A 21,436-nucleotide genomic window follows, 5' to 3' on the forward strand; every position below is an offset into this window, starting at 1 on the left:
CCTTTATTCTATGAACAGAAAAGATGTGAAACGAATGACAAAAGATCATGAAAATCCACGTTCTATAGCTTTTACATACAAACTAATTTTAAGCTTAATTGCATTCTTTCTTATTTTTATGGTTGCAATGGTATTAGGTGCTGCAGATACTTCGATAAAAGATGTATGGTTAGCACTCACTTCCTCCGCTAAAGGAGACAAAATATCTATTATTCGAGAAATACGTTTACCACGTGAAGTTGCTGCTATTTTTGTAGGAGCTGGATTAGCCGTTTCTGGAGCGATTATGCAAGGATTAACACGAAATCCACTTGCAGATCCTGGTTTATTAGGGCTATCTGGTGGAGCAAATGCTGCGCTTGCACTGACACTTGCTTTCAATCCTTCCATCAGCTATCTTTACTTAACATTAGCTTGCTTTATCGGTGCGGCAATTGGCGCAATCATGGTATTTGGAATTGGTATGGTGAAAAAAGGCGGCCTTTCTCCTCTTCGAATTGTATTAGCGGGCGCTGCAGTTTCCGCATTTCTACTCGCAATTTCAGAAGGAATCGGCATTTATTTTAAAATTTCACAAGATGTATCACTTTGGACTGCTGGGGGCGTAATTGGAACAACTTGGAGCCAATTAAAAATTATTATTCCAGTCATTTCAATTAGTATCTTTATCGCTATCTTACTAGCAAAAAAATTAACAGTTCTTAGTTTCAGTGAGGAAGTGGCTATTGGACTTGGTCAAAAAATTATTGTTATTAAAACTATTTTATTTATCATTATTATCTTACTTGCAGGTGCATCTGTAGCGCTTGTTGGAAATATGGCATTTATCGGTTTAATGGTACCTCACATGGTACGCCCAATTGTCGGTCCAGATTACCGATTTGTTATACCGATGTCAGCAATTGCTGGAGCTTCCTTTATGCTACTTGCAGATACAATCGGACGTACTATTAACGCTCCGTACGAAACACCAGTTGCGGCAATTGTCGCGATTGTAGGGTTACCATTCTTCCTATTCATTGTACGTAAAGGAGGAAAAACATTCTCATGATGCAATCTATTCTAAGAAAACAACGTCTTATTATACTCGCTTTACTAATACTGACCATCACCACCATTGTAGTTGGAATGGGACTTGGTTCAGCATCTTTATCTTATGATCGACTACTCCCAACATTAATGGGACAAGGGACTTTTAAAGAGGAGTTTGTTTTATACTCTTTAAGACTACCTAGAATTGTGATTACATTATTAGCTGGTATGGCTCTCGCTTTATCAGGGGCTATATTCCAAGGAATTACTCGAAATGATTTAGCTGAACCTGGTATTCTCGGGATCAACTCTGGGGCCGGTGTTGCTGTTGCTATTTTCTTTTTATACTTTCCAATAGATGTAGGTTCATTTCTTTACTTACTACCAGTCGTTGGATTTATCGGGGCTTTTCTGACAGCTGTTCTAATTTACGTATTTTCATATAGTAAATCAACTGGGCTTCAGCCAATCCGACTAACATTAACCGGTATTGGTTTTTCATTTGCACTATCTGGAATGATGATTGTCCTTATTTCATCCGCTGATCGTATGAAAGTGGACTTTATCGCCAAGTGGATTGCCGGAAACATTTGGGGAGATGACTGGGTCTTCGTTTTAGCAATGCTCCCATGGTTAATCGTATTAATTCCGTTCGTTTTCTATAAAGCAAATCGATTAAACATTCTAGCATTAAACGAGCCAGTCGCAATCGGTGTTGGAATTGAAATTGAAAAAGAACGCAGATACTTATTAGTTGCAGCCGTTGCGCTTGCAGCTGCAGCTGTTTCCGTAACAGGAGGAATTAGCTTTATCGGACTAATGGCTCCTCATATCGCGAAATCTTTAGTAGGTCCAAGACATCAAATTTTCATGCCTATTGCCGTTTTAATCGGCGGATGGCTATTGCTATTAGCAGATACAATTGGCCGAAACATCGTTGAACCTAACGGCATCCCAGCAGGTATTGTCGTTGCTTTAATTGGGGCTCCTTACTTTATGTATTTGTTGCTTAAGAAAGCGTAAAAAACACCCTCAAGATCTTTTCTTGAGGGTGTTTTTGTTTCATTCTACTGCTGCCCATACCCTTCAAACTTCTTCGCCAAATTCTCCATCTCATCTTCTGGCAAAAGCTTCGGTTCTCCGACGCTTTTCGTTTGATAATAAATTTGAGCACAAAACTCAATCTCTTCTGCAACAGTAAACGCCATTTTTATATTATTTGCACCAGCAATTAAACCGTGATTTGCAAGTAGCACAGCACGACGATCAATCATGCCTTCAAAAGCAGCATCCGCTAATTGCTTCGTACCAAATGTTTCATACGGTGCACAGCGAACATTCGGGCCTGCGAAAGCAATTAAATATGAAACAGCAGGAAGCTCCCATCCTAATGACGCAATCGTCTTTGCGTAAGGAGAATGTGTATGCACAAGCGCATTTATATCTTCACGATTTCTATAATAAATAAGATGCATATCTAGTTCGCTTGATGGCTTTCTCTCTCCCTCTACCACTTCACCATCTAAGTTTAATATAACTACATCTTCAGGTTTTGTTTCATAATACTCTAAACCACTTGGACTAATCGCAACAAGACCTTGTTCGCGATTGAAAATACTAATATTACCCCCAGTCCCCTTTGTTAAACCACTAGAGATCATTTTCTTTCCATACGCTACAATTTCTTCTCTTTCTTTTTGTAATAACATATACATCCCCCTAAGTATGAAGCTTATGATGACTGACTTTTATATTTATCTATTTATTGAAATAGCTTTTTTAAATTCTCCGTAAACGGTGCCTTTACAATCCCTTTTTCTGTAATAATCGCTGTTACATTTTCATATGGAGTAACATCAAATGCTGGATTATATACTTTACTTTCTTTCGGAGCTGAATATTGTCCGAAACGATTAATCACTTCAGAAGCATCCCTTTCTTCAATCGGAATTTCTTTTCCTGTCGGTGTTTTTAAGTCGATTGTTGGTGTTGGCGCTGCTACATAAAACGGAATGTTGTAGTATTTAGCTAAAATAGATACGCCTAATGTGCCAATTTTATTTGCTACATCACCGTTTGCTGCCACGCGGTCACATCCAACGATTACAGCATCGATTTTTCCTTGTGACATGACCATAGCTGCCATATTATCCGTAATGACAGTAACATCAATTCCCGCTCGCTGTAGTTCTAATGCTGTTAACGTTGAACCTTGTAACCTAGGACGAGTTTCATCTGAATAGATTTTTAAGTCCCATCCTTTTTCTTTCGCTAAGTACATTGGTGCTGTCGCAGTACCATACTTAGTCGTCGCTAACGCACCAGCATTGCAATGTGTTAATACTCCCATTTCATCATGGAATAATGTTAATGCATGCTCTCCAATTTGACGATTAATTTCTTCATCTTCTCTATGAATCTCTTTTGCCTCTTCTAGTAATCTGTCTTTCAACTGGACGATTGATAAGTGCGCGTTCTCTGTCGCTACCGCTTCCATTCTTTCAAGTGCCCAGAATAAGTTTACTGCCGTTGGCCTTGATGTTGCCAAATATGCACATACCTTTTTGACTTCCTCTATAAAGTCTTCCATCTTACTTTGAATAACTTCCTTTGTTCCTAAATACACACCGTACGCTGCCGAAACACCAATTGCTGGTGCTCCTCGTACTTTCATTACTTGAATGGCATCCCACACACTTTCAGCTGTCTTGAAAGATTCATAGACAACCTCATTCGGTAATAATGTTTGATCTAATAAAACTAAAGCATCATCTTTCCACTGAATGGGTATTAATTGCTCTTCCATCATATTCTCCCCTTACTTCGCGTAGTGCATTGACTGTTCTTTTAACGTTTCTACAAAACGTGTACCCGTTCTATATTGATTCGCTCGTAAAATAAAACTCTTCGCTACTTGAAGACAAATTCGCTCCGCTCTAGCACGTGCTTCCTCATTCTCAATACAAGTAATATCTTTTACTTTCGCTAATCCAACAATACGGCGAATTAATTCCAGACCTGTCACTGCAGCCGTATCCTCTAATACAGATTGTAAATATACTTCGCTAAAGCCTTCTTCCTTCGCCATAATCTCGGTCACATGAATATCCCAAGCATCTAAAAACTTCTTCTTAAATAAATCAATTACCTCTACCATCGTAGTTTGTAACCAATCCATATACGTATCTTTCTCCGCTCCAGGTGGCATCGTTGCATCTGCATTCACCCAAGCAAACATTAAATTCGCCATTACATTCCCAACGTCATATCCCATAGGTCCATAAAAAGCAAACTCAGGATCAATAACCTTTGTAGAATCATCTCTTACAAAAACAGAACCAGTATGTAAATCACCATGAAGTAATGCCTGTGCATTCGTCATAAAAGAAAATTTACGTTTCGCTACTTCCATACGAAGCTCTTTATCACTATAAATATGTTCCCTAATCCATCCCTCATTTAACGGAAATAACTCATTACGCTTATTATGATTGGTAAATGGTTCTGAATATACGAGGTCCTCTGTAATCTCACATAATTCAGGATTTATATAATTCTTCACAAGTTCCTTCTTCTCTTTATGATTCATTACAACATCCGATGTTAATAAAAGTGTATTTACCATAAAAGTAGTTAAATCATCCGCAAGCCTCGGAAATATTTGATGATTTATAAGTGCTGTACGTAATATTGTGTGATCCGATAAATCTTCCATTACGCAACAATTCATCACACTATCAAATAAATACACCTTAGGAACAAGTCCGGGTGCTAACTCATCCTCTAACTGCAAAACATCTGATTCTATACGAATACGGTTTGTCGACAACTTAAACTCATCTGAAATGCGAGCTGTATCCCCAGCTTGCTTTACGATGACTGACATGTTCTCTTTTTCATCCCAAACGCGGAACACATAATTTAAATTGCCATCACCTATTTCTTTACACTGTAACTCCTTTGCATGTTCAAACTTAGACAATTTCTCTTTCACATATGCAATCACATCTTTAGCTTCCATTAAAAAATACTTCGTGAACTTAGACATGGTTTCCCCTCCACACTAATTGTAAGCGTTTTCTAAAAGCTATAAAAAATAATAGGTTGAATTTTTTCATCCTATAAATATGTATTCTTCTTTTTGAAAGATATATCTAGGTTTTATTATATCTTGTTAGCACTTTGAGTCAATGTTTCTAACTATCATCTTAATATACTTCCTAATTATATATTTGAGATGACAAAAATTGTTCAAAAAATTTCCGATTCATTTTATTTTATTTATCACAAAATTCTTTGTAAAATAGAAGTAAGCAGTTCCTTTTCAAAACCACAACTTCTAAGAAATATTTCCTTCCTAAAAAATTAAACTTACACACTATCTCTAACATACACACTAAACTTTTCAAACACTCATCTAAAATTTATAGACTTAAAATTACCTTTCTATTCCCTGATAGCCTTAATTGAGAATAAATATTAATTAAATTGGAATAAAGTTGGTTTATTCGCTTGACAAAATAACCAATTCTATATGATAATTAATATCGAATTAGAATTATTATAGTTAATTAAAAAATATATTTTATGAGCACACTATTTTTTGATGCTCAAACCAACATTTAGGAGGAATTTTAACATGTTATTAATCGGCACAGAAGTAAAACCGTTTAAAGCTAATGCTTACCATAATGGAGAATTTATCCAAGTTACTGACGAAAGTTTAAAAGGAAAATGGAGTGTAGTTTGTTTCTACCCAGCTGACTTCACATTCGTTTGCCCAACTGAACTTGAAGACTTACAAAACCAATATGCAACTCTAAAAGACTTAGGCGTTGAAGTATACTCTGTATCTACAGACACTCACTTCACTCACAAAGCATGGCATGATAGCTCAGAAACTATCGGCAAAATCGAGTACATCATGATCGGTGACCCAACTCGAACAATCACTACAAACTTCAACGTTTTAATGGAAGAAGAAGGTCTTGCTGCTCGTGGTACATTCATCATCGATCCAGACGGCGTTATCCAATCTATGGAAATCAATGCTGACGGTATCGGCCGTGACGCAAGCATTCTTGTTAACAAAATTAAAGCTGCTCAATACGTACGTAACAACCCAGGTGAAGTTTGCCCAGCTAAATGGCAAGAGGGTTCTGCAACACTTAAACCAAGCCTTGACCTTGTAGGCAAAATCTAAGGAGTTCGATCAAAATGATACTAGATGCAGATATAAAAACACAACTATCCCAATACCTTCAGTTAATGGAGAACGATATTTTACTTAAAGTAAGCGCAGGAGACGATAACGTATCTAAAGATATGTTAGCTCTAGTAGACGAATTAGCTACTATGTCATCTAAGATTACAGTAGAAAAAGTTGAATTAGAGAGAACACCAAGCTTTAGCGTAAACCGCCCTGGTGAAGACACTGGTGTCGTATTCGCTGGTATTCCATTAGGACACGAATTTACATCATTAGTGTTAGCTTTACTACAAGTAAGTGGACGCGCTCCAAAAGTTGAACAGAAATTAATCGATCAAATTAAAAACATTCAAGGCGAATATCATTTTGAATCTTATATCAGCCTAAGTTGTCATAACTGTCCTGATGTTGTACAAGCTCTTAACGTAATGAGCGTTCTTAACTCTAGTATTACACATACTATGATTGATGGCGCTGCATTCAAAGAGGAAGTAGAAAGCAAAGACATCATGGCAGTACCAACTGTTTACCTAAACGGCGAATCTTTCGGAAGCGGTCGTATGACACTTGAAGAAATTTTAGCTAAAATGGGTAACGGTCCAGATGCATCAGAGCTTTCTGATAAAGATCCATACGATGTTCTTGTTGTTGGTGGCGGCCCTGCTGGTGCAAGTGCAGCAATTTACGCAGCACGTAAAGGCATCCGCACTGGTATCGTTGCTGAGCGCTTCGGTGGTCAAGTAATGGATACTATGGGCATTGAGAACTTCATCAGCGTAAAAAAGACTGAAGGTCCTAAGCTAGTAGCAAGTCTTGAAGAGCACGTAAAAGAATACGATATCGATGTAATGAATCTACAACGTGCGAAACGTTTAGAGAAAAAAGAACTTATTGAAGTGGAACTTGAAAACGGCGCTATTCTGAAAAGTAAGAGCGTAATCGTTTCAACAGGTGCTCGCTGGCGTAACGTTGGCGTACCGGGTGAAGCTGAGTTCAAAAATAAAGGTGTAGCATACTGCCCACACTGTGACGGTCCATTATTCACTGGAAAAGACGTAGCAGTTATCGGCGGAGGTAACTCTGGTATTGAAGCAGCTATCGACTTAGCAGGTATTGTTAAGCACGTAACTGTTCTTGAATTCATGCCAGAATTAAAAGCTGATGCTGTATTACAAGAGCGTCTTAACAGCTTACCAAACGTAACTGTTCTGAAAAACGTTCAAACGAAAGAAATTACTGGTACTGATAAAGTAAACGGTATTTCTTACATCGATCGTGAAACTGAAGAAGTTCATCACGTTGAATTACAAGGTGTATTCGTACAAATCGGTCTTGTGCCAAACACAGACTGGTTAGGCGAAACAGTTGAACGCGCTCGCGGTGAAATCGTAACAGACAAGCACGGCGCTACAAACGTACCAGGAGTGTTTGCTGCAGGTGACTGTACAAATAATCCGTACAAACAAATCATCATCTCTATGGGTTCAGGTGCAAACGCAGCTTTAGGTGCATTTGATTACTTAATTCGTAACTAATAAAAAAACAGGTGCCTTAGCACCTGTTTTTTTTACCTTAATGTATAAACTAAAAACCTCTCATTCCCATTCTTCTCATAAGCACCTGGCAATCTAACTTCTTTCTTCAGCTCAAACGCAGTCTGATTTTCTAAGAAGAAAATATAGTCCTCAGAAGGATAATATAAAATAATATCCACTTCTCTCCCCGTTTCTTCTACCGAAAGCAAAATGTTATTTACTACATTCATAAACACTTGTACAGAAAATGGATTAAAAAAATAAAACCTATTATCATGCGGATCAATCTCATATTCCTGCGCTAAACAACATTGGAACTGGATTTTCCCCTTACTGTTTCGTGTCTTTCGTGCATAACGATCTCGATTATCCATCGCTTCTTTATAAAACTCTTCATTCATTTCAATTCCAACTGCTGATGCACCACATTTATGATGCATATAAAAGTTTAATCTTCCTTTTCCGCACCCAAAGTCTACAATTCGGTCGCTACTTCGTATTTCATATTGATTCAGTAACTCATCTAATCCGCTATAGGGCGTCGGTTCATAGCGGTGATAATGCATAGACTTGTTAAACCCCTTTTGCTCACCGACTGTTTTTATATGTAAAACTGCATCGTAATATTGTTCGTTCATTCGTTTTCTCCTATTAAAAAATGGTACTTATTATTATACACCATGTACTGGAGATTCATTTTTAATCAAATTAATAGGTACGTGAAATTATATTAACGATTTTCTTAATATATCTATCGTAACTTCAAATATATCAACGATTTTTCAAATATATCGATTTACCGACAATCCACGACAAAAAAACAGGAGCTCTCTAGCCCCTGTCTTCTAACACTTTCAATACAGTTTGTTTCAATATTTCTACTCCATCCATAATACAACTATGATCAAACCTCATATACGGATGGTGTAATCCAGGTTGTAGGTCTGCTCCTAGTCCAAGCATGACAGCTTTTAAATGTGGTCTTTTCACTGTGTAATAATGGAAATCATCGCTTCCTGTCGTATAGAGAGGTCCCGTACATCTCTCTTCCCCATACACTTCGATAATACCTTTACGCATAAAGCGCTCTGCTTCTTCGGAAACCTCTGCTCCTGGTGCAAGATCCATCCATTCATATGAAGTTTTCGACCCCATCGATGCAACTGATTCTATTACATGCTCAATCTTTTCCTTTAATTCTTCTAATAGTATATTACTCTCTGCTCTTACATCTAAACTGAAATGACCATTTCCCGGAATGATATTTAAATTATCGCCACCAGCTTGGCATCTCGTCATTTTTACTGAATAGGAACTTTGCGGTGGCAACCAAATATTTTTCAAACCGATATTAATCATGGAAATGACATCAATTGCATTCACACCTTGGTGTGGTCTCGCCCCGTGTGCATCCTCCCCATGAATCATCCCCTCTAAAAATCCAGCTGCTCCATGGCGAATAGATGAGGCTCCTTGTTTCAAAGATAGTTCTTCAATCGGTCTTAGATGGACACCAAATAAGAAATCAGCATCATCTACAGCACCTTTCTCCACCATCTTCAAAGCACCATTACCCTTCTCTTCTGCCGGCTGAAAAATAAACCTAACCGTACCACTTTTCCATCTCATATTTTTCAATTGTAAAATAACTCCCATTACAATGGTCATATGAGCATCATGACCACATGAATGGTTCGCTTTAAATTCTCCATCTACTTCTTGCCAAAGTGCATCCATATCAGCACGAATCGCAATAACTGGATTCCCGCCTCCAATCTCAGCAATTACACCTGGACAATCATCAAATGTTCTATATGAAATTCCTTCTTCTTTTAAAAAGTCAGTAATATACGCTGTCGTTTCATATTCTTTCCAACTTACTTCAGGGTTTTCGTGTAAATGCTGAAAAATCTCCGTTAAGCGCTCTTGTAGTTCTAATGTTTTCAACGTTCCAGTCTCCTTCCCAAATTATAAACCATCAGGTTAATTATACTTATGAAAAACAGATGTTTTTATGAACATATTGAATTTTAAGAAAAAAGTCAATTGTTTATTTTTAAATACGATCGACAACTCACTTCATAACGATAGAACATTCCTTATTTTCTGTTTTTATGTTGACGCTTACATAAACTTTTAGTTATCATAACCTAATAAACGTCTATTTTACGACAATTCTAAAAATACAAACAAACATACGTAACAAGGAGGAACTTTATGAAAAAAGAAATACCTTTTGGAATAGCGATTATCCCTATTATCATTACCGTTGCAGTTATGATGGTTACAATTGTTGTATTAAAACAAAGCCCTCACGTTCCACTTATTATCGGTACAACCGTTGCTTCTATTGTCGCTTGGCGTTACGGTTACAAATGGAATGATCTTGAAGAAGCAATGTATAAAGGGATTCGTCTTGCATTACCCGCTATCGTCATTATTATTCTTGTTGGCTTAACAATTGGTGCTTGGATTGGCGGTGGAATTGTCGCAACGATGATTTATTACGGTTTAAAACTTTTAACTCCATCACTATTTTTAGTTTCCATTACTGTCATTTGTTCTATCGTTGCATTAGCGATTGGTAGCTCTTGGTCTACAATGGGTACAATTGGTGTTGCTGGAATGGGAATTGGCCTAAGTATGGGAATTCCAGCTCCAATGGTTGCTGGTGCCATTATTTCAGGCTCTTATTTTGGCGATAAAATGTCACCGCTTTCAGATACAACTAACTTAGCCGCAGGATTAACAAATACAGATTTATTCGCACACATTCGTCATATGTTATTTACTACAGTTCCCGGTTTAATTATTACTCTTATCGTATACGCGGTCTTAGGAAGAAGCTTCGGCGCTAACAATATTGATGCGAAGAGCATCGATCAAACGTTACAAGTATTGCAACAAAACTTTGTTATCTCACCTTTCCTACTCATTATACCCGTAGCCGTTATGGTATTGGTCGCTAAAAAGGTTCCTGCCATACCAGCCATTCTCGTCGGTATTATTTTAGGATTCTTATCACAAGTCTTTATTCAAGGTGGTTCTGTCTCAGCATCTGTCGGTGCACTCCAAGCTGGATTTGTTATAGACACTGGAAACAAGCTAGTAGACGAACTATTTAACCGCGGTGGCTTAGATTCGATGATGAATACAGTCTCTATGACAATTGTCGCTATGACTTTCGGAGGAGTATTAGAACATACAGGTATTCTTCGCTCAATTGTAAATCAAATTTTAAAGTTAGCGAAATCAGCAAAAGGGCTTATCGCTTCTACTATCGCATCTTGTTTTGCAACAAACCTTACTTGCTCTGAACAATATATTTCAATTGTTGTCCCTTCAAGAATGTACGCAAATGCATACACAGAAAAAGGACTACATTCAAAAAACTTATCCAGAGCATTAGAAGATGGCGGAACATTAACTTCTGTCTTCGTTCCTTGGAATACGTGCGGTGTATTTATTCTCGCTACACTTGGCGTAGGTGCATTTGAATATGCTCCTTATGCTATTTTGAATTTCATCGTACCTATTATCTCAATCATTTATGGTATAACAGGTTTCACAATTGTAAAACTATCAGACATTGAAAAAGCAGAACTGCTAAAGAAACAAAAAGCTCAACTAGAAGCTTAAAAATAGCGGTAAATTCAGTTCATATAGTGCGCGAGGTCGCCCTTGTTGATAGGGCATTTCCTCGCCGCAAATATGAGCATACCCGTAATCAACTAATTTCTTTAACAACCTTTCTGTCGATCTTCGAGTCACTTGTAAGTACTCAGAAAGGTCAGCTGCTGTAAATTTCAATGACGGATGCGATTGACTAAATTGAATAATTTTTGACAAGTTGGCCGGACTAAGCTTCGTTTCCTTCGCTATTTTCATTAGTTCCGGATTATCATTTTTCAAACTTTGTACTCTCTGTTCTTTCGGGAATGGACCAAACAAATCTTTATCACTTGTTAGTATATAAAAACAACGATCTATTGGATTATTCTTTGCAAAACTTTGAGCAATTTTTGCATTTTGCTCCGCTTCTTTCACGGTTTTTCCATAACCAAATCCAATAGCTATCGTTCCTTCTATACTCGCAAACAAGTTATCTATCGCATTTGTTTTAATAATTGATTCGATATCACCACGAGTTGTATACAAAATGCATGTCATTTCATCCACTTGTTTAAATGAACCACGTAGTTCTTTTGAAATGACATCTAGTTTTTCAAGCAAACTCGTTCGTAATTCTAAGGACGAAATAATACAAGTACCAACAGTAGCTGAATAGCTTTTTGCTAACTCAGCTTTTATTTTTGCATCTTTTAGCCCATGTATAATGGATTGTGTTGGATCAATCATACGCTCTGAAGGAACACCCATTTTTTGAAGCTCGTCGTAAACAGCGTGAATACTAGTTAAAGCTAAATGAGCTTCTCCAGATTGATATTTAGCTACATGAAAATCGATAACTCTATTTATTTCATCTTTACTCCACAGCATATTTTCATAATCCAACACTTGCGGACTTTCTTTTATACCGATATCATGGAACACATTTGTAATAAACGAGCGGTCTACTAAATCGATGGAAATGTTATGTGGTTGAATACTTTGATGATACATGATAGAAAGAATGGAAGATGCGACAGTTGTCTCGTCTTGCTGTAAGTATGTACTTGGAATTCGTAATTGTTCTCTTACTTCTTTTGCCATATAATAAGGTAAAGCACCTGAGAAAAAGATGACATCACAAGGCTTTAGACACTTTAATAGTTCAGAAGATTCTGCCGGATGAAGGTAAATATAGGAATCAATTTCTATTCCTTCTAATTTTTGAGCAATAGGAAAAAGGTTATCCATAAACTCCTTTGAACCGACAACTGCAATTTTTATCATCATTTTCTCTAACTCCTTATCATTAATTAACGACTATTTAACGTCAACTATATCAAATGTATAAAACTATTGTAAAACAGGAAGGAGTTTCTATTCAATGAAAATTACAGCTATTCATCTTTACGCAATTCGTTTACCGCTTCGCAGTCCGTTTGTTATTAGTTATGGCTCTTATTCTGATATGCCCTCTATTATCGTCAAAATGGAAACAGATGAAGGTATTATCGGTTACGGTGAAGGCGTTGCTGATGATCACGTCACAGGTGAATCATGGGAAAGTACTTTCCATACTTTAAAACATACGCTAACCCCTGCTCTAATCGGGAAAAATCCAATGAATATCGAAAAAATACACGACATGATGGACAATACAATTTACGGTGTTCCAACAGCGAAAGCCGCAATTGATATTGCTTGTTTTGATATAATGGGCAAAAAACTAAATCAACCTGTATATCAATTAATTGGTGGGCGCTATCATGAAGAATTCCCTGTCACTCACGTTTTAAGTATTGCCGATCCTGAAGATATGGCTGAAGAAGCTGCTTCTATGATTCAAAAAGGTTACCAATCTTTCAAAATGAAAGTTGGTACGAATGTAAAAGAAGATGTGAAACGTATTGAAGCTGTACGAGAACGTGTAGGAAATGACATCGCTATTCGCATTGATGTAAACCAAGGCTGGAAAAATAGCGCGAACACATTAACAGCACTGCGTTCATTAGGACATTTAAACATTGACTGGATTGAACAACCTGTTATCGCGGACGATATTGATGCCATGGCTCATATTCGTTCTAAAACAGATCTCCCGCTTATGATTGATGAAGGACTAAAAAGTTCTCGTGAAATGCGCCAAATTATTAAATTAGAAGCTGCCGATAAAGTGAATATAAAACTAATGAAATGCGGCGGCATATATCCAGCTGTAAAGCTCGCTCATCAAGCTGAAATGGCCGGCATTGAATGCCAAGTGGGATCAATGGTCGAATCCTCTGTTGCCTCTTCCGCAGGATTCCATGTCGCTTTCTCAAAGAAAATCATTACGAGCGTAGAGCTAACAGGACCATTAAAATTCACGAAAGACATTGGAAACTTACATTACGATGTACCATTCATTCGCTTAAACGAAAAGCCGGGACTCGGCATTGAAATAAACGAAGATACACTACAAGAACTAACCGTCTTTCAAGACGTTGTACGCTAAAGGAGGACTATCATATGACGGTTCTATACGAAGGAACATTAAAACAAAATAACGAATCATTTCACGTTACATTACTATCACTAGAGCACATCGAACAAATTTTATCACTACAAAACATTGTAGTTGAAGCACTAGAAGATAAAAGTCGTTTACAACCACTCTCACAAGAAGAATTTCAATACATTCTAAAAGGAAACGGCATGATGATCGGTTCTTTTATCGAAAACGAACTCATCGCATTTCGCGCTCTACTCGTCCCGCCTATCGATGATGAACATTTAGGGCTTGATATTGGTTTGCCAGAAAGTGAACTACACCGCGTCATCTATCAAGAAATCTCAAACGTTCATCCGAACTGCCGAGGAAATGGTATGCAAAAAATATTAGCAAACGTCATCATGGACGAATTGCAAAAAGAAGATAGCAAATATGATTATGTATGCTGCACCGTTGCTCCTTTTAACATCCCGAGTTTGAAGGATAAATTTGCGCAAGGGATGGAGATTGCTGTGTTGAAGGAAAAATATGGTGATAGTCTGCGGTATGTTTTTGTGAAGAAATTGCGCGGAGATAATGAAAGAGATTGGACGGATGTTCAAAGTATTCTAATGAGTGATGCTAGTGGACAGCAGGCTTTGCTTTCGGAGGGGTATCGTGGGTATGAGATGGAGAAAGTTGATGAAGAATTTGTTGTGAAGTTTGGACGATAATCTATATACTCGAAAAGAGGAGATGTCCCTTGTGGCATCTCCTCTTTTCGATTTGTTGAACAATCCTGTAGTAAATGAAATTATATCAACGATTTTTCGAATATATCTATCAAAACTTACAATATATCAACGATTTTTAAAATATATCTATCAAAACTTACAATATATCAACGATTTTTAAAATATATCTATCAAAACTTACAATATATCAACGATTCGACAAGAAATATCGATTTACCGACAAAAATTGATATCCCTTCCTAAACCGTCATCTTCCAACTAGATAAAGCTAACCAGTTCTCCATTTCCTTATAATCAGGCATTATCTTCCCGACAAGACGCCAAAAAGAGCGATCATGATTTAAATGAACCATATGACACATTTCATGAACGACTACATAGTCAATTACTCGCTGTGGTGCCATTGCTAGCTTCCAATTGAATGTTAGTTGTAAATTCGAATCGCAAGTACCCCAAGTACGACTACTATCTGTAATACGAATAGAACGTGGTTTTGTTTTGAAATTACTTTGATGCGCTTTAATACTCTTCTCTACTAAAGATTTACAATGCTTATAGTAAAATCGTTTTAAAGCTTGTTGTATTTTCTCATCCTTAAGCTCTTTCACATAAATATGTAACTTATCCCCTTCAAATACTGCGTTGTCTTGCTCAATTCTTGCATCTTGGGAAATCTGTATCGGATACGTATTCCCTAAATACAAAAAGCCCTCTCCTTGATCATAATCCTTTTCCTGTGGTCCATGCGCTCGCTCCGCCATTTCCTTACGAGTTGTCTGAATCCAATCCCACTTCTCCTCTAGCAACTGGACTAAGTATTCAACAGGTGTCCCTTTCGGAGCCTGCACTTCCACATTTTCATACGAATCTACAAAAAGACGCACGGACTTTTTCTTCTTATAAGTTATATGAAAATTAATTGTCTCACCTAAATATGTATGTACCATTTCATCACCTAGCGTATTATTTTACAAATAAAAAAGAGTAGGATACAAACGTCCTACTCTACCTATTATATCATTTACTGCTTTAACGAACTCATTATCCTCTATACTTTACACCTAATCCCTTAATGAAATTCCTTGCGTATCTATCGCCGCACTCTTTGTAATTTTTATGACCTTTTTTTCTTAATAGAGCGCCTAACTCTCCTTTTGTTACCGTAACGCCTACGCTATCTAATATATCAAGTACATCCTCACTCGTTAAAGATAGTGCGATTTTCATTTTCTTTAGAAGAAGGTTATTGGCACTCTCCTTACTCTGTACAGGTGCAGGCTGCCCTGGTTTCGGATCTTGCTTTCCTCTTTTTAAAGTAATAAATCCATTGAAAAATGCCTCTAACATCATCATATCGCATGTTTTTACGTACTCATCTTCGATTACATCCGCATCTTCGGCTTCATGCTGAGGAGCTCTCTTTATTTTTGTAAGCATATCAACTACGTCTTCTTTCGTTACTTCCATCCCGCCGAGTTTAAAGATTTCCACCATATCTATATCTCTTATATCTAAAGCGTATCGTACTCTTTTTAATATATCGTTGTTGCTCATTGCCATTGGGTTTCCTCCTGAAATGTTGATTATTTATTCAGCAGTTAAAGTTTATCCTATAACGTGCTTTAAATTATCATGTTTAAATCTAACCTTTTAGTTATTGTCCGCTAAATTAATACTTTAACATTTTAAAGATATGTTTTATAGTCTTACCCGAACTTTTCTCTATCATTGTATCTACAGAGCTCTTACGTGTTTTTTATATGCCTTTAAAAAGATTTCTCTCTTAACATTAACTAAAAGAAAAAAACAGTGCTTTGATTTCTCAAATACACTGTTCTTTTCCAGCTCTACGCTTATTTTCAACTCACTCATGTCATACACTACATATGAAATGATTTAACTGCTTAAAAGTTAAACCGTCTCACTATCCTGAGCAACACCAACACTATCCTCAAACTTATCCAACAAAGCACGCACCTCATTGGTCGATTTCGTACTCATCAATTGATTTCTCAATTCCGCAGCTCCTGGGAAGCCCTTCACATAAATTTTGAAGAAGCGGTGAAGTCCTGTGATTGAGCGTGGCAGTACTTCTGCATATTGATCTTGAAGATCAAGTTGTAGTCTTAAAAGATCTAGATGTTCTTTACTGCTATGCTCTCTTGGCTCTTTTTCAAAAGCAAATGGATTTTTGAAGATGCCTCGTCCGATCATTACGCCATCAATGCCGTATTTTTCAGCAAGTTCCAGTCCCATTTTACGATCAAGGATGTCTCCATTGATTGTTATTAACGTATTTGGTGCGATACGGTCACGTAATTTTTTAATTTCCGGAATTAGTTCCCAATGCGCATCTACTTGGCTCATTTCTTCTCTTGTGCGTAAATGAATAGAAAGGTTCGCAATATCTTGTTTGAAAATGTGCGTTAACCAATCTTCCCACTCGCTTAACTCTTTAAAGCCAAGTCTTGTTTTTACGCTGACAGGTAGTCCGCCCGCTTTTGCTGCTTGGATAAGTTCTGCTGCAACGTCTGGACGTAGAATAAGACCACTACCTTTTCCTCTTGATGCTACATTCGGTACAGGGCAGCCCATATTAATATCAATGCCTTTAAATCCTAACTCTGCCATACCAATACTCATTTGACGGAAATATTCAGGATTATCTCCCCAAATATGTGCCACCATTGGCTGTTCATCTTCTGTAAAAATTAAACGACCACGTACACTTTTCATACCTTCTGGATGACAATAGCTATCTGAGTTTGTGAACTCTGTAAAGAATACATCTGGACGACCAGCCTCACTTACTACGTGACGGAAAACAACGTCTGTCACATCTTCCATTGGTGCAAGTACGAAAAATGGTCGTGGTAATTCACGCCAAAAATTATCTATCATTTCAAATTCAAATCCTCTCACTATGAATACAATTTCAAAATCTCAATTTATAATTTGTGAAAATCAGCAATATTTATTTTAACTAAAATCGCTTATGAATGGTATTTTTGTAAACCAAAAAGCAGATGGTATAGATTTTCCTATATCAACTGCTTTCCTATTATACTAACTTAAGCCAAGCCACACACTCCACATGAGTCGTATGCGGGAACATATCAACAGGCTGTACTTCCTGTGTTTTATATCCGCCTTCTTCTAGTACTTTTAAGTCACGTGCTAATGTTGCTGGGTTACACGATACGTATACGACGCGGTTTGGCTTCATGTCGATGATTGTGTTTAGTAATGCTTCGTCACAGCCTTTACGCGGTGGATCTACGACCATTGTGTCGGCGATTACGCCTTCTTTGTACCATTTTGGAATGACTACTTCTGCTTCTCCTACGCCAAATTCAGCGTTTGTCATGTTGTTTAGTGCTGCGTTTCGGTTTGCGTCTTCGATTGCTTCTGGGACGATTTCAACGCCGTACACTTTTTTCGCTTTTTGCGCTAGGAATAACGAGATTGATCCGATTCCGCAATAGGCATCGATTACTGTTTCGTTACCATTTAATTTTGCGTATTCTAACGTTTTATCGTATAGCACTTTCGTTTGTTCTGGGTTTACTTGATAGAATGAACGTGCTGAAATCGCAAATTTAATGTCACCGATAAAGTCATAAATATATTCTGATCCGTACAGTACTGTCGTTTTATCTCCGAAAATTACGTTTGTACGCTTCGTATTTACGTTTTGAACGATTGATTTTACTTCTGGGAATTTCGCTGCAATTTCTTCAATAATTGCTTTTTTGTTTGGCAATTCCGCTGTACGCGTAATGAAGACAAGCATAATTTCCCCTGTTACTTGTCCGTAACGAGCCATTACGTGACGAAGTGTTCCTTTGTTACGCTCTTCGTTATACGCAGTGATACCGTGCTTTTCACAAATACGTTTTACTTCTTGAATTAATGTATCGTTTTCTTCTGCCTGAATTAAGCATGATTCCATATTAATGATGTCATGCGTTCCTTGGCGATAAAAACCAGCTACAAGCCCACCTTCACGTTCTCCGATTGGTACTTGTGCTTTATTGCGGTATACCCACGGGTTCTTCATGCCAAGTACAGGATGAACAGGAACATCACCTAGTCCTCCGATACGCTGCATAACGTCACGTACTTGTTTTTCTTTCGCTTGTAATTGTCCTTCATAAGTTAAGTGCTGAAGCTGACAACCGCCGCACTGATTATATACTGGGCATTCAGCATCTTTACGATATGGACTTTCTGTATGAAGCTTCATTAAACGACCAAATGCAAAGTTTTTCTTCACTTTAATAATTTTAATTTGCGCTTCTTCACCTGGTAATCCGTTTTTAACGAAAATAGGATAGCCCTTTACTTTCGCAACACCGGCACCATCATGTGTTAAATCTTCAAATACTACATCTATAAACTCGTTTTTCTCAACTGGTGGCGTCATTTTAGTACTCATTTTCCGACCTCTCTTTTTCATAACACTGCGTTACATTTTATCATACTTATATGGTCTTTTTCTATTGGAAGAAAAAAAGCTATTGACGATACTTCTCTGTTAATGTTACGCTACTACTAATTTAATACGGACGATGTTACCTCATATATACTTGATAATATGGATCGAGAGTTTCTACCCGGCAACCTTAAATTGCTGGACTATGGGGAAAACTAATGAATATTAGCCTATGCGTAAAAAAGGACTCATATTGATTAGCTTTCTCTCATAGATGAAAGTGAATCCATATGGGTCTTTTTTTATTTTTATTTTTCTAAAAGGTCAGACATCTTACGTATGACATAAAACCTCGTTCTTTTATTTTTAGTAATATAACGAACGTTTTATGTACAAACTTTATACGAACTTCTGAAAGGGGCAACTACATGCAATATGTAATGAGCATTATCGGTATTCTTGCCGTGTTAGGTTTATGTTTTGCTTTGTCAAACAACAAAAGTAAAATCAACTTCCGTGCAATTGCAATTATGATTGGTTTCCAAATTTTAATCGGTTGGTTTATGTTTGCTACAAAGATTGGTCAACAAATCATTATTTTCATTAGTAAAGTTTTCAACAAACTAATTAAACTTGGTACGACAGGTGTCGATTTTCTCTTTAATGGAATTCACAGAGATTTTGTCTTTTTCTTAAACGTATTATTAATTATCGTATTTTTCTCAGCACTACTTTCAATCTTTAGTTATTTAGGTGTTTTACCATTCATCGTTCGTGTTGTCGGCGGTGCAATTTCAAAAATTACTGGTTTGCCGCGCGTTGAGTCATTCCACGCAGTAAACTCTGTATTCTTCGGTTCAAGTGAAGCGTTAATCGTCATTAAAAACGATTTACAGCATTTCAATAAAAATCGTATGTTTATCATTTGTTGTTCTGCGATGAGCTCCGTTTCTGCTTCTGTTACAGCATCATACGTAATGATGTTAGATGCAAAATACGTACTAGCAGCTCTTCCGCTAAACTTATTCTCAAGCTTAATCGTTTGTTCGTTATTAACACCAGTTGATACGAAAAAAGAAGATGAAGTGATTCAAAAATTTGATAGAACTCTATTCGGAGACAGCTTTATCGGCGCAATGATTAACGGTGCGCTTGATGGTTTAAAAGTAGCTGGTATCGTTGCCGCATTAATGATCGCCTTTATCGGTGTGATGGAAGTTGTAAACTACGTAATTAGTGCAGCTTCAGGCGCAATGGGACATGCTGTTACTTTACAACAAATCTTCGGTTACGTACTTTCTCCATTCGCATTCTTAATGGGTATTCCAACTCAAGATATTATCCCAGCTGGTGGTATTATGGGTACGAAGATTGTTTTAAACGAGTTTGTAGCAATCCTTGATTTAAAAGACACAGCTACAACATTAGCTCCACGTACAGTTGGAATCGTTACAGTATTCTTAATTAGCTTCGCAAGTATTAGCCAAATTGGTGCAATCGTTGGTACAATCCGTGCCCTTTCTGAAAAACAAGGAAGCGTTGTTTCTAAATTTGGTTGGAAAATGCTATTTGCATCAACACTTGCTTCTATTTTATCTGCAACAATCGCTGGATTGTTTATTTAATAAAAAATCACCTTACTTTAACGAGTAAGGTGATTTTTTTGATTCTTTATGAAATCGAACGGAATTCGACTACTTCCTCGTTACTAATAAGTTTTCCTTCGTGTATGCCTTTTACTGAAATAACCATAACAGATTTATCTTCTCCTTCAAGCTTTCCTAAAGAGAATAAATAGATTAAATTTTCTTTTTGTAACATCCATTGTTTGCCATTTACTCGACCTAATATTCTTTTTTCTGAAGATGGCTTTATTTCTCCAACATACTGACATTCTCCAAAAGAAGTTTTTATTATATTCTTCTCTGTATCAATTACTAGATGCTGGAATAGTTCTAGGTTTCTACTTGAAACAATTTCAATTTCATGGTTACTTTTTTGCTTAAATTGAAGTTTTCCATCACTTGTATTAGATAAACTACTATTCTCAACGGCGTTTCTAAAAAAGTTATATTCTTCTTCTGTAATACCAAAGTTAGGATGATACGGTTTCACCTGTTTATCTATATGCCCTGATATATAGTTTATGTACCACTCTTTATCATTCTTTACATGATCACTCATCTTTTTAGTAATAACCTCTACTTTTTTACGTGTATCACGATCCATCTCTAGTGTCATAATATCCGCCGTCACTTCCGCATTCATAAGATGCGATGGAATATACTCTTCCACACTATTCGCTTTACTCACTTCACTTTGACAACCAACTATAAATAGCGATATGAAAAAGATATATATTATTTTTTTATATTTCATTTCTATTCTCCA

Annotated in this window: 19 protein-coding genes and 1 riboswitch; of the genes, 8 read left to right on the forward strand and 11 right to left on the reverse strand. The window is 37.0% G+C overall.

From position 1 onward, the window contains the following. Nucleotides 1–10: 10 nt before the first annotated feature. Together N2V92_RS05560 and N2V92_RS05565 are read left to right on the forward strand one after the other, a co-directional pair. Nucleotides 11–1,051, forward strand: a complete 1,041-nt coding sequence (locus N2V92_RS05560) for a FecCD family ABC transporter permease (RefSeq protein ID WP_002153558.1) — start codon at nt 11–13, stop codon at nt 1,049–1,051. Continuing rightward, nucleotides 1,048–2,055: a FecCD family ABC transporter permease gene (locus tag N2V92_RS05565; protein ID WP_000983742.1), complete on the forward strand. Its 1,008-nt coding sequence runs from the start codon at nt 1,048–1,050 to the stop codon at nt 2,053–2,055. Before N2V92_RS05560 ends, N2V92_RS05565 begins: the two co-directional genes overlap by 4 nt. Before the next feature lie 44 nt (nt 2,056–2,099). On the opposite strand, the gene N2V92_RS05570 is transcribed toward N2V92_RS05565, so the two are convergent. From N2V92_RS05570 to mtnK, 3 genes are read right to left on the reverse strand one after another with little or no spacing between them, the layout of a single operon-like run. Further along, nucleotides 2,100–2,741, reverse strand: coding sequence for an L-fuculose-phosphate aldolase (locus tag N2V92_RS05570; protein ID WP_000926560.1), 642 nt, complete (start codon nt 2,739–2,741; stop codon nt 2,100–2,102). A gap of 53 nt (nt 2,742–2,794) precedes the next feature. Continuing rightward, nucleotides 2,795–3,838, reverse strand: a complete 1,044-nt coding sequence (mtnA, locus tag N2V92_RS05575; protein ID WP_000392488.1) for an S-methyl-5-thioribose-1-phosphate isomerase — start codon at nt 3,836–3,838, stop codon at nt 2,795–2,797. Between the two features lie 12 nt (nt 3,839–3,850). Beyond that, nucleotides 3,851–5,080: an S-methyl-5-thioribose kinase gene (gene mtnK / locus N2V92_RS05580; protein ID WP_000033215.1), complete on the reverse strand. Its 1,230-nt coding sequence runs from the start codon at nt 5,078–5,080 to the stop codon at nt 3,851–3,853. 591 nt (nt 5,081–5,671) lie between these two features. On the opposite strand from mtnK, the gene ahpC reads away from it, so the two are divergent. Beyond that, nucleotides 5,672–6,235, forward strand: a complete 564-nt coding sequence (gene ahpC, locus N2V92_RS05585; protein ID WP_000924420.1) for an alkyl hydroperoxide reductase subunit C — start codon at nt 5,672–5,674, stop codon at nt 6,233–6,235. Between the two features lie 14 nt (nt 6,236–6,249). Next, nucleotides 6,250–7,776, forward strand: a complete 1,527-nt coding sequence (ahpF, locus tag N2V92_RS05590; protein WP_000599506.1) for an alkyl hydroperoxide reductase subunit F — start codon at nt 6,250–6,252, stop codon at nt 7,774–7,776. Between the two features lie 32 nt (nt 7,777–7,808). On the opposite strand, the gene N2V92_RS05595 is transcribed toward ahpF, so the two are convergent. Together N2V92_RS05595 and N2V92_RS05600 are read right to left on the reverse strand one after the other, a co-directional pair. Next, the gene (locus tag N2V92_RS05595) at nt 7,809–8,414 is read right to left on the reverse strand and encodes an SAM-dependent methyltransferase (protein WP_001005634.1); all 606 of its coding nucleotides are present in this window, start codon (nt 8,412–8,414) and stop codon (nt 7,809–7,811) included. A gap of 193 nt (nt 8,415–8,607) precedes the next feature. After that, entirely contained in the window at nt 8,608–9,723 is a 1,116-nt protein-coding gene (locus N2V92_RS05600; RefSeq protein ID WP_016078578.1) for a M20 peptidase aminoacylase family protein, read from the reverse strand. Between the two features lie 270 nt (nt 9,724–9,993). On the opposite strand from N2V92_RS05600, the gene nhaC reads away from it, so the two are divergent. Beyond that, the gene (gene nhaC / locus N2V92_RS05605) at nt 9,994–11,415 is read left to right on the forward strand and encodes a Na+/H+ antiporter NhaC (RefSeq protein WP_000711513.1); all 1,422 of its coding nucleotides are present in this window, start codon (nt 9,994–9,996) and stop codon (nt 11,413–11,415) included. Here the strand turns inward: nhaC and N2V92_RS05610 are convergent. Further along, nucleotides 11,404–12,675 carry a hypothetical protein gene (locus N2V92_RS05610; protein ID WP_042597025.1) on the reverse strand — a complete coding sequence of 424 codons (1,272 nt, stop codon included), beginning with the start codon at nt 12,673–12,675 and terminating at the stop codon, nt 11,404–11,406. The genes nhaC and N2V92_RS05610 overlap by 12 nt on opposite strands. Before the next feature lie 94 nt (nt 12,676–12,769). Here N2V92_RS05610 and N2V92_RS05615 point away from each other — a divergent pair, with 94 nt between their 5' ends. Both N2V92_RS05615 and N2V92_RS05620 read left to right on the forward strand, forming a co-directional pair. Next, the gene (locus tag N2V92_RS05615; protein WP_000704500.1) at nt 12,770–13,879 is read left to right on the forward strand and encodes a mandelate racemase/muconate lactonizing enzyme family protein; all 1,110 of its coding nucleotides are present in this window, start codon (nt 12,770–12,772) and stop codon (nt 13,877–13,879) included. A 14-nt stretch (nt 13,880–13,893) separates the two neighbouring features. After that, nucleotides 13,894–14,589: a hypothetical protein gene (locus tag N2V92_RS05620; protein ID WP_000217559.1), complete on the forward strand. Its 696-nt coding sequence runs from the start codon at nt 13,894–13,896 to the stop codon at nt 14,587–14,589. Between the two features lie 260 nt (nt 14,590–14,849). Here the strand turns inward: N2V92_RS05620 and N2V92_RS05625 are convergent, their stop codons facing one another. From N2V92_RS05625 to rlmD, 4 genes are all read right to left on the reverse strand, one after another. Further along, nucleotides 14,850–15,557, reverse strand: coding sequence for a M48 family metallopeptidase (locus N2V92_RS05625; protein WP_016078575.1), 708 nt, complete (start codon nt 15,555–15,557; stop codon nt 14,850–14,852). Between the two features lie 94 nt (nt 15,558–15,651). Then, nucleotides 15,652–16,170, reverse strand: coding sequence for a YehS family protein (locus tag N2V92_RS05630; RefSeq protein ID WP_001251723.1), 519 nt, complete (start codon nt 16,168–16,170; stop codon nt 15,652–15,654). 351 nt (nt 16,171–16,521) lie between these two features. Then, the gene (locus tag N2V92_RS05635) at nt 16,522–17,511 is read right to left on the reverse strand and encodes a tRNA dihydrouridine synthase (protein WP_000566714.1); all 990 of its coding nucleotides are present in this window, start codon (nt 17,509–17,511) and stop codon (nt 16,522–16,524) included. A gap of 160 nt (nt 17,512–17,671) precedes the next feature. Beyond that, complete coding sequence (gene rlmD / locus N2V92_RS05640; protein ID WP_000105032.1) at nt 17,672–19,048, reverse strand: 23S rRNA (uracil(1939)-C(5))-methyltransferase RlmD; 1,377 nt, start codon at nt 19,046–19,048, stop codon at nt 17,672–17,674. A gap of 121 nt (nt 19,049–19,169) precedes the next feature. Then, nucleotides 19,170–19,271, forward strand: a riboswitch (purine riboswitch). 202 nt (nt 19,272–19,473) lie between these two features. Between rlmD and N2V92_RS05645 the strand changes: the two genes are divergently transcribed. Then, a complete protein-coding gene (locus N2V92_RS05645; protein WP_001200491.1) occupies nt 19,474–20,670 on the forward strand; it encodes a NupC/NupG family nucleoside CNT transporter in 1,197 nt (398 codons plus the stop codon). 46 nt (nt 20,671–20,716) lie between these two features. On the opposite strand, the gene N2V92_RS05650 is transcribed toward N2V92_RS05645, so the two are convergent. After that, a complete protein-coding gene (locus tag N2V92_RS05650) occupies nt 20,717–21,424 on the reverse strand; it encodes a hypothetical protein (RefSeq protein ID WP_000875600.1) in 708 nt (235 codons plus the stop codon). Between the last annotated feature and the right edge of the window lie 12 nt (nt 21,425–21,436).

The organism is Bacillus sp. CH_48 (assembly GCF_038008465.1).
Taxonomy (GTDB): domain Bacteria; phylum Bacillota; class Bacilli; order Bacillales; family Bacillaceae_G; genus Bacillus_A; species Bacillus_A thuringiensis_S.

Bases quoted from the DNA above. Each gene is read 5' to 3' on its own strand.
- N2V92_RS05560 (WP_002153558.1), top strand. From the start codon at position 11: ATGAACAGAAAAGATGTGAAACGAATGACAAAAGATCATGAAAATCCA.
- N2V92_RS05565 (WP_000983742.1), top strand. From the start codon at position 1,048: ATGATGCAATCTATTCTAAGAAAACAACGTCTTATTATACTCGCTTTA.
- N2V92_RS05570 (WP_000926560.1), bottom strand. From the start codon at position 2,741: ATGTTATTACAAAAAGAAAGAGAAGAAATTGTAGCGTATGGAAAGAAA.
- mtnA (WP_000392488.1), bottom strand. From the start codon at position 3,838: ATGGAAGAGCAATTAATACCCATTCAGTGGAAAGATGATGCTTTAGTT.
- mtnK (WP_000033215.1), bottom strand. From the start codon at position 5,080: ATGTCTAAGTTCACGAAGTATTTTTTAATGGAAGCTAAAGATGTGATT.
- ahpC (WP_000924420.1), top strand. From the start codon at position 5,672: ATGTTATTAATCGGCACAGAAGTAAAACCGTTTAAAGCTAATGCTTAC.
- ahpF (WP_000599506.1), top strand. From the start codon at position 6,250: ATGATACTAGATGCAGATATAAAAACACAACTATCCCAATACCTTCAG.
- N2V92_RS05595 (WP_001005634.1), bottom strand. From the start codon at position 8,414: ATGAACGAACAATATTACGATGCAGTTTTACATATAAAAACAGTCGGT.
- nhaC (WP_000711513.1), top strand. From the start codon at position 9,994: ATGAAAAAAGAAATACCTTTTGGAATAGCGATTATCCCTATTATCATT.
- N2V92_RS05610 (WP_042597025.1), bottom strand. From the start codon at position 12,675: ATGATGATAAAAATTGCAGTTGTCGGTTCAAAGGAGTTTATGGATAAC.
- N2V92_RS05615 (WP_000704500.1), top strand. From the start codon at position 12,770: ATGAAAATTACAGCTATTCATCTTTACGCAATTCGTTTACCGCTTCGC.
- N2V92_RS05620 (WP_000217559.1), top strand. From the start codon at position 13,894: ATGACGGTTCTATACGAAGGAACATTAAAACAAAATAACGAATCATTT.
- N2V92_RS05625 (WP_016078575.1), bottom strand. From the start codon at position 15,557: ATGGTACATACATATTTAGGTGAGACAATTAATTTTCATATAACTTAT.
- N2V92_RS05630 (WP_001251723.1), bottom strand. From the start codon at position 16,170: ATGGCAATGAGCAACAACGATATATTAAAAAGAGTACGATACGCTTTA.
- N2V92_RS05635 (WP_000566714.1), bottom strand. From the start codon at position 17,511: ATGATAGATAATTTTTGGCGTGAATTACCACGACCATTTTTCGTACTT.
- rlmD (WP_000105032.1), bottom strand. From the start codon at position 19,048: ATGAGTACTAAAATGACGCCACCAGTTGAGAAAAACGAGTTTATAGAT.
- N2V92_RS05645 (WP_001200491.1), top strand. From the start codon at position 19,474: ATGCAATATGTAATGAGCATTATCGGTATTCTTGCCGTGTTAGGTTTA.
- N2V92_RS05650 (WP_000875600.1), bottom strand. From the start codon at position 21,424: ATGAAATATAAAAAAATAATATATATCTTTTTCATATCGCTATTTATA.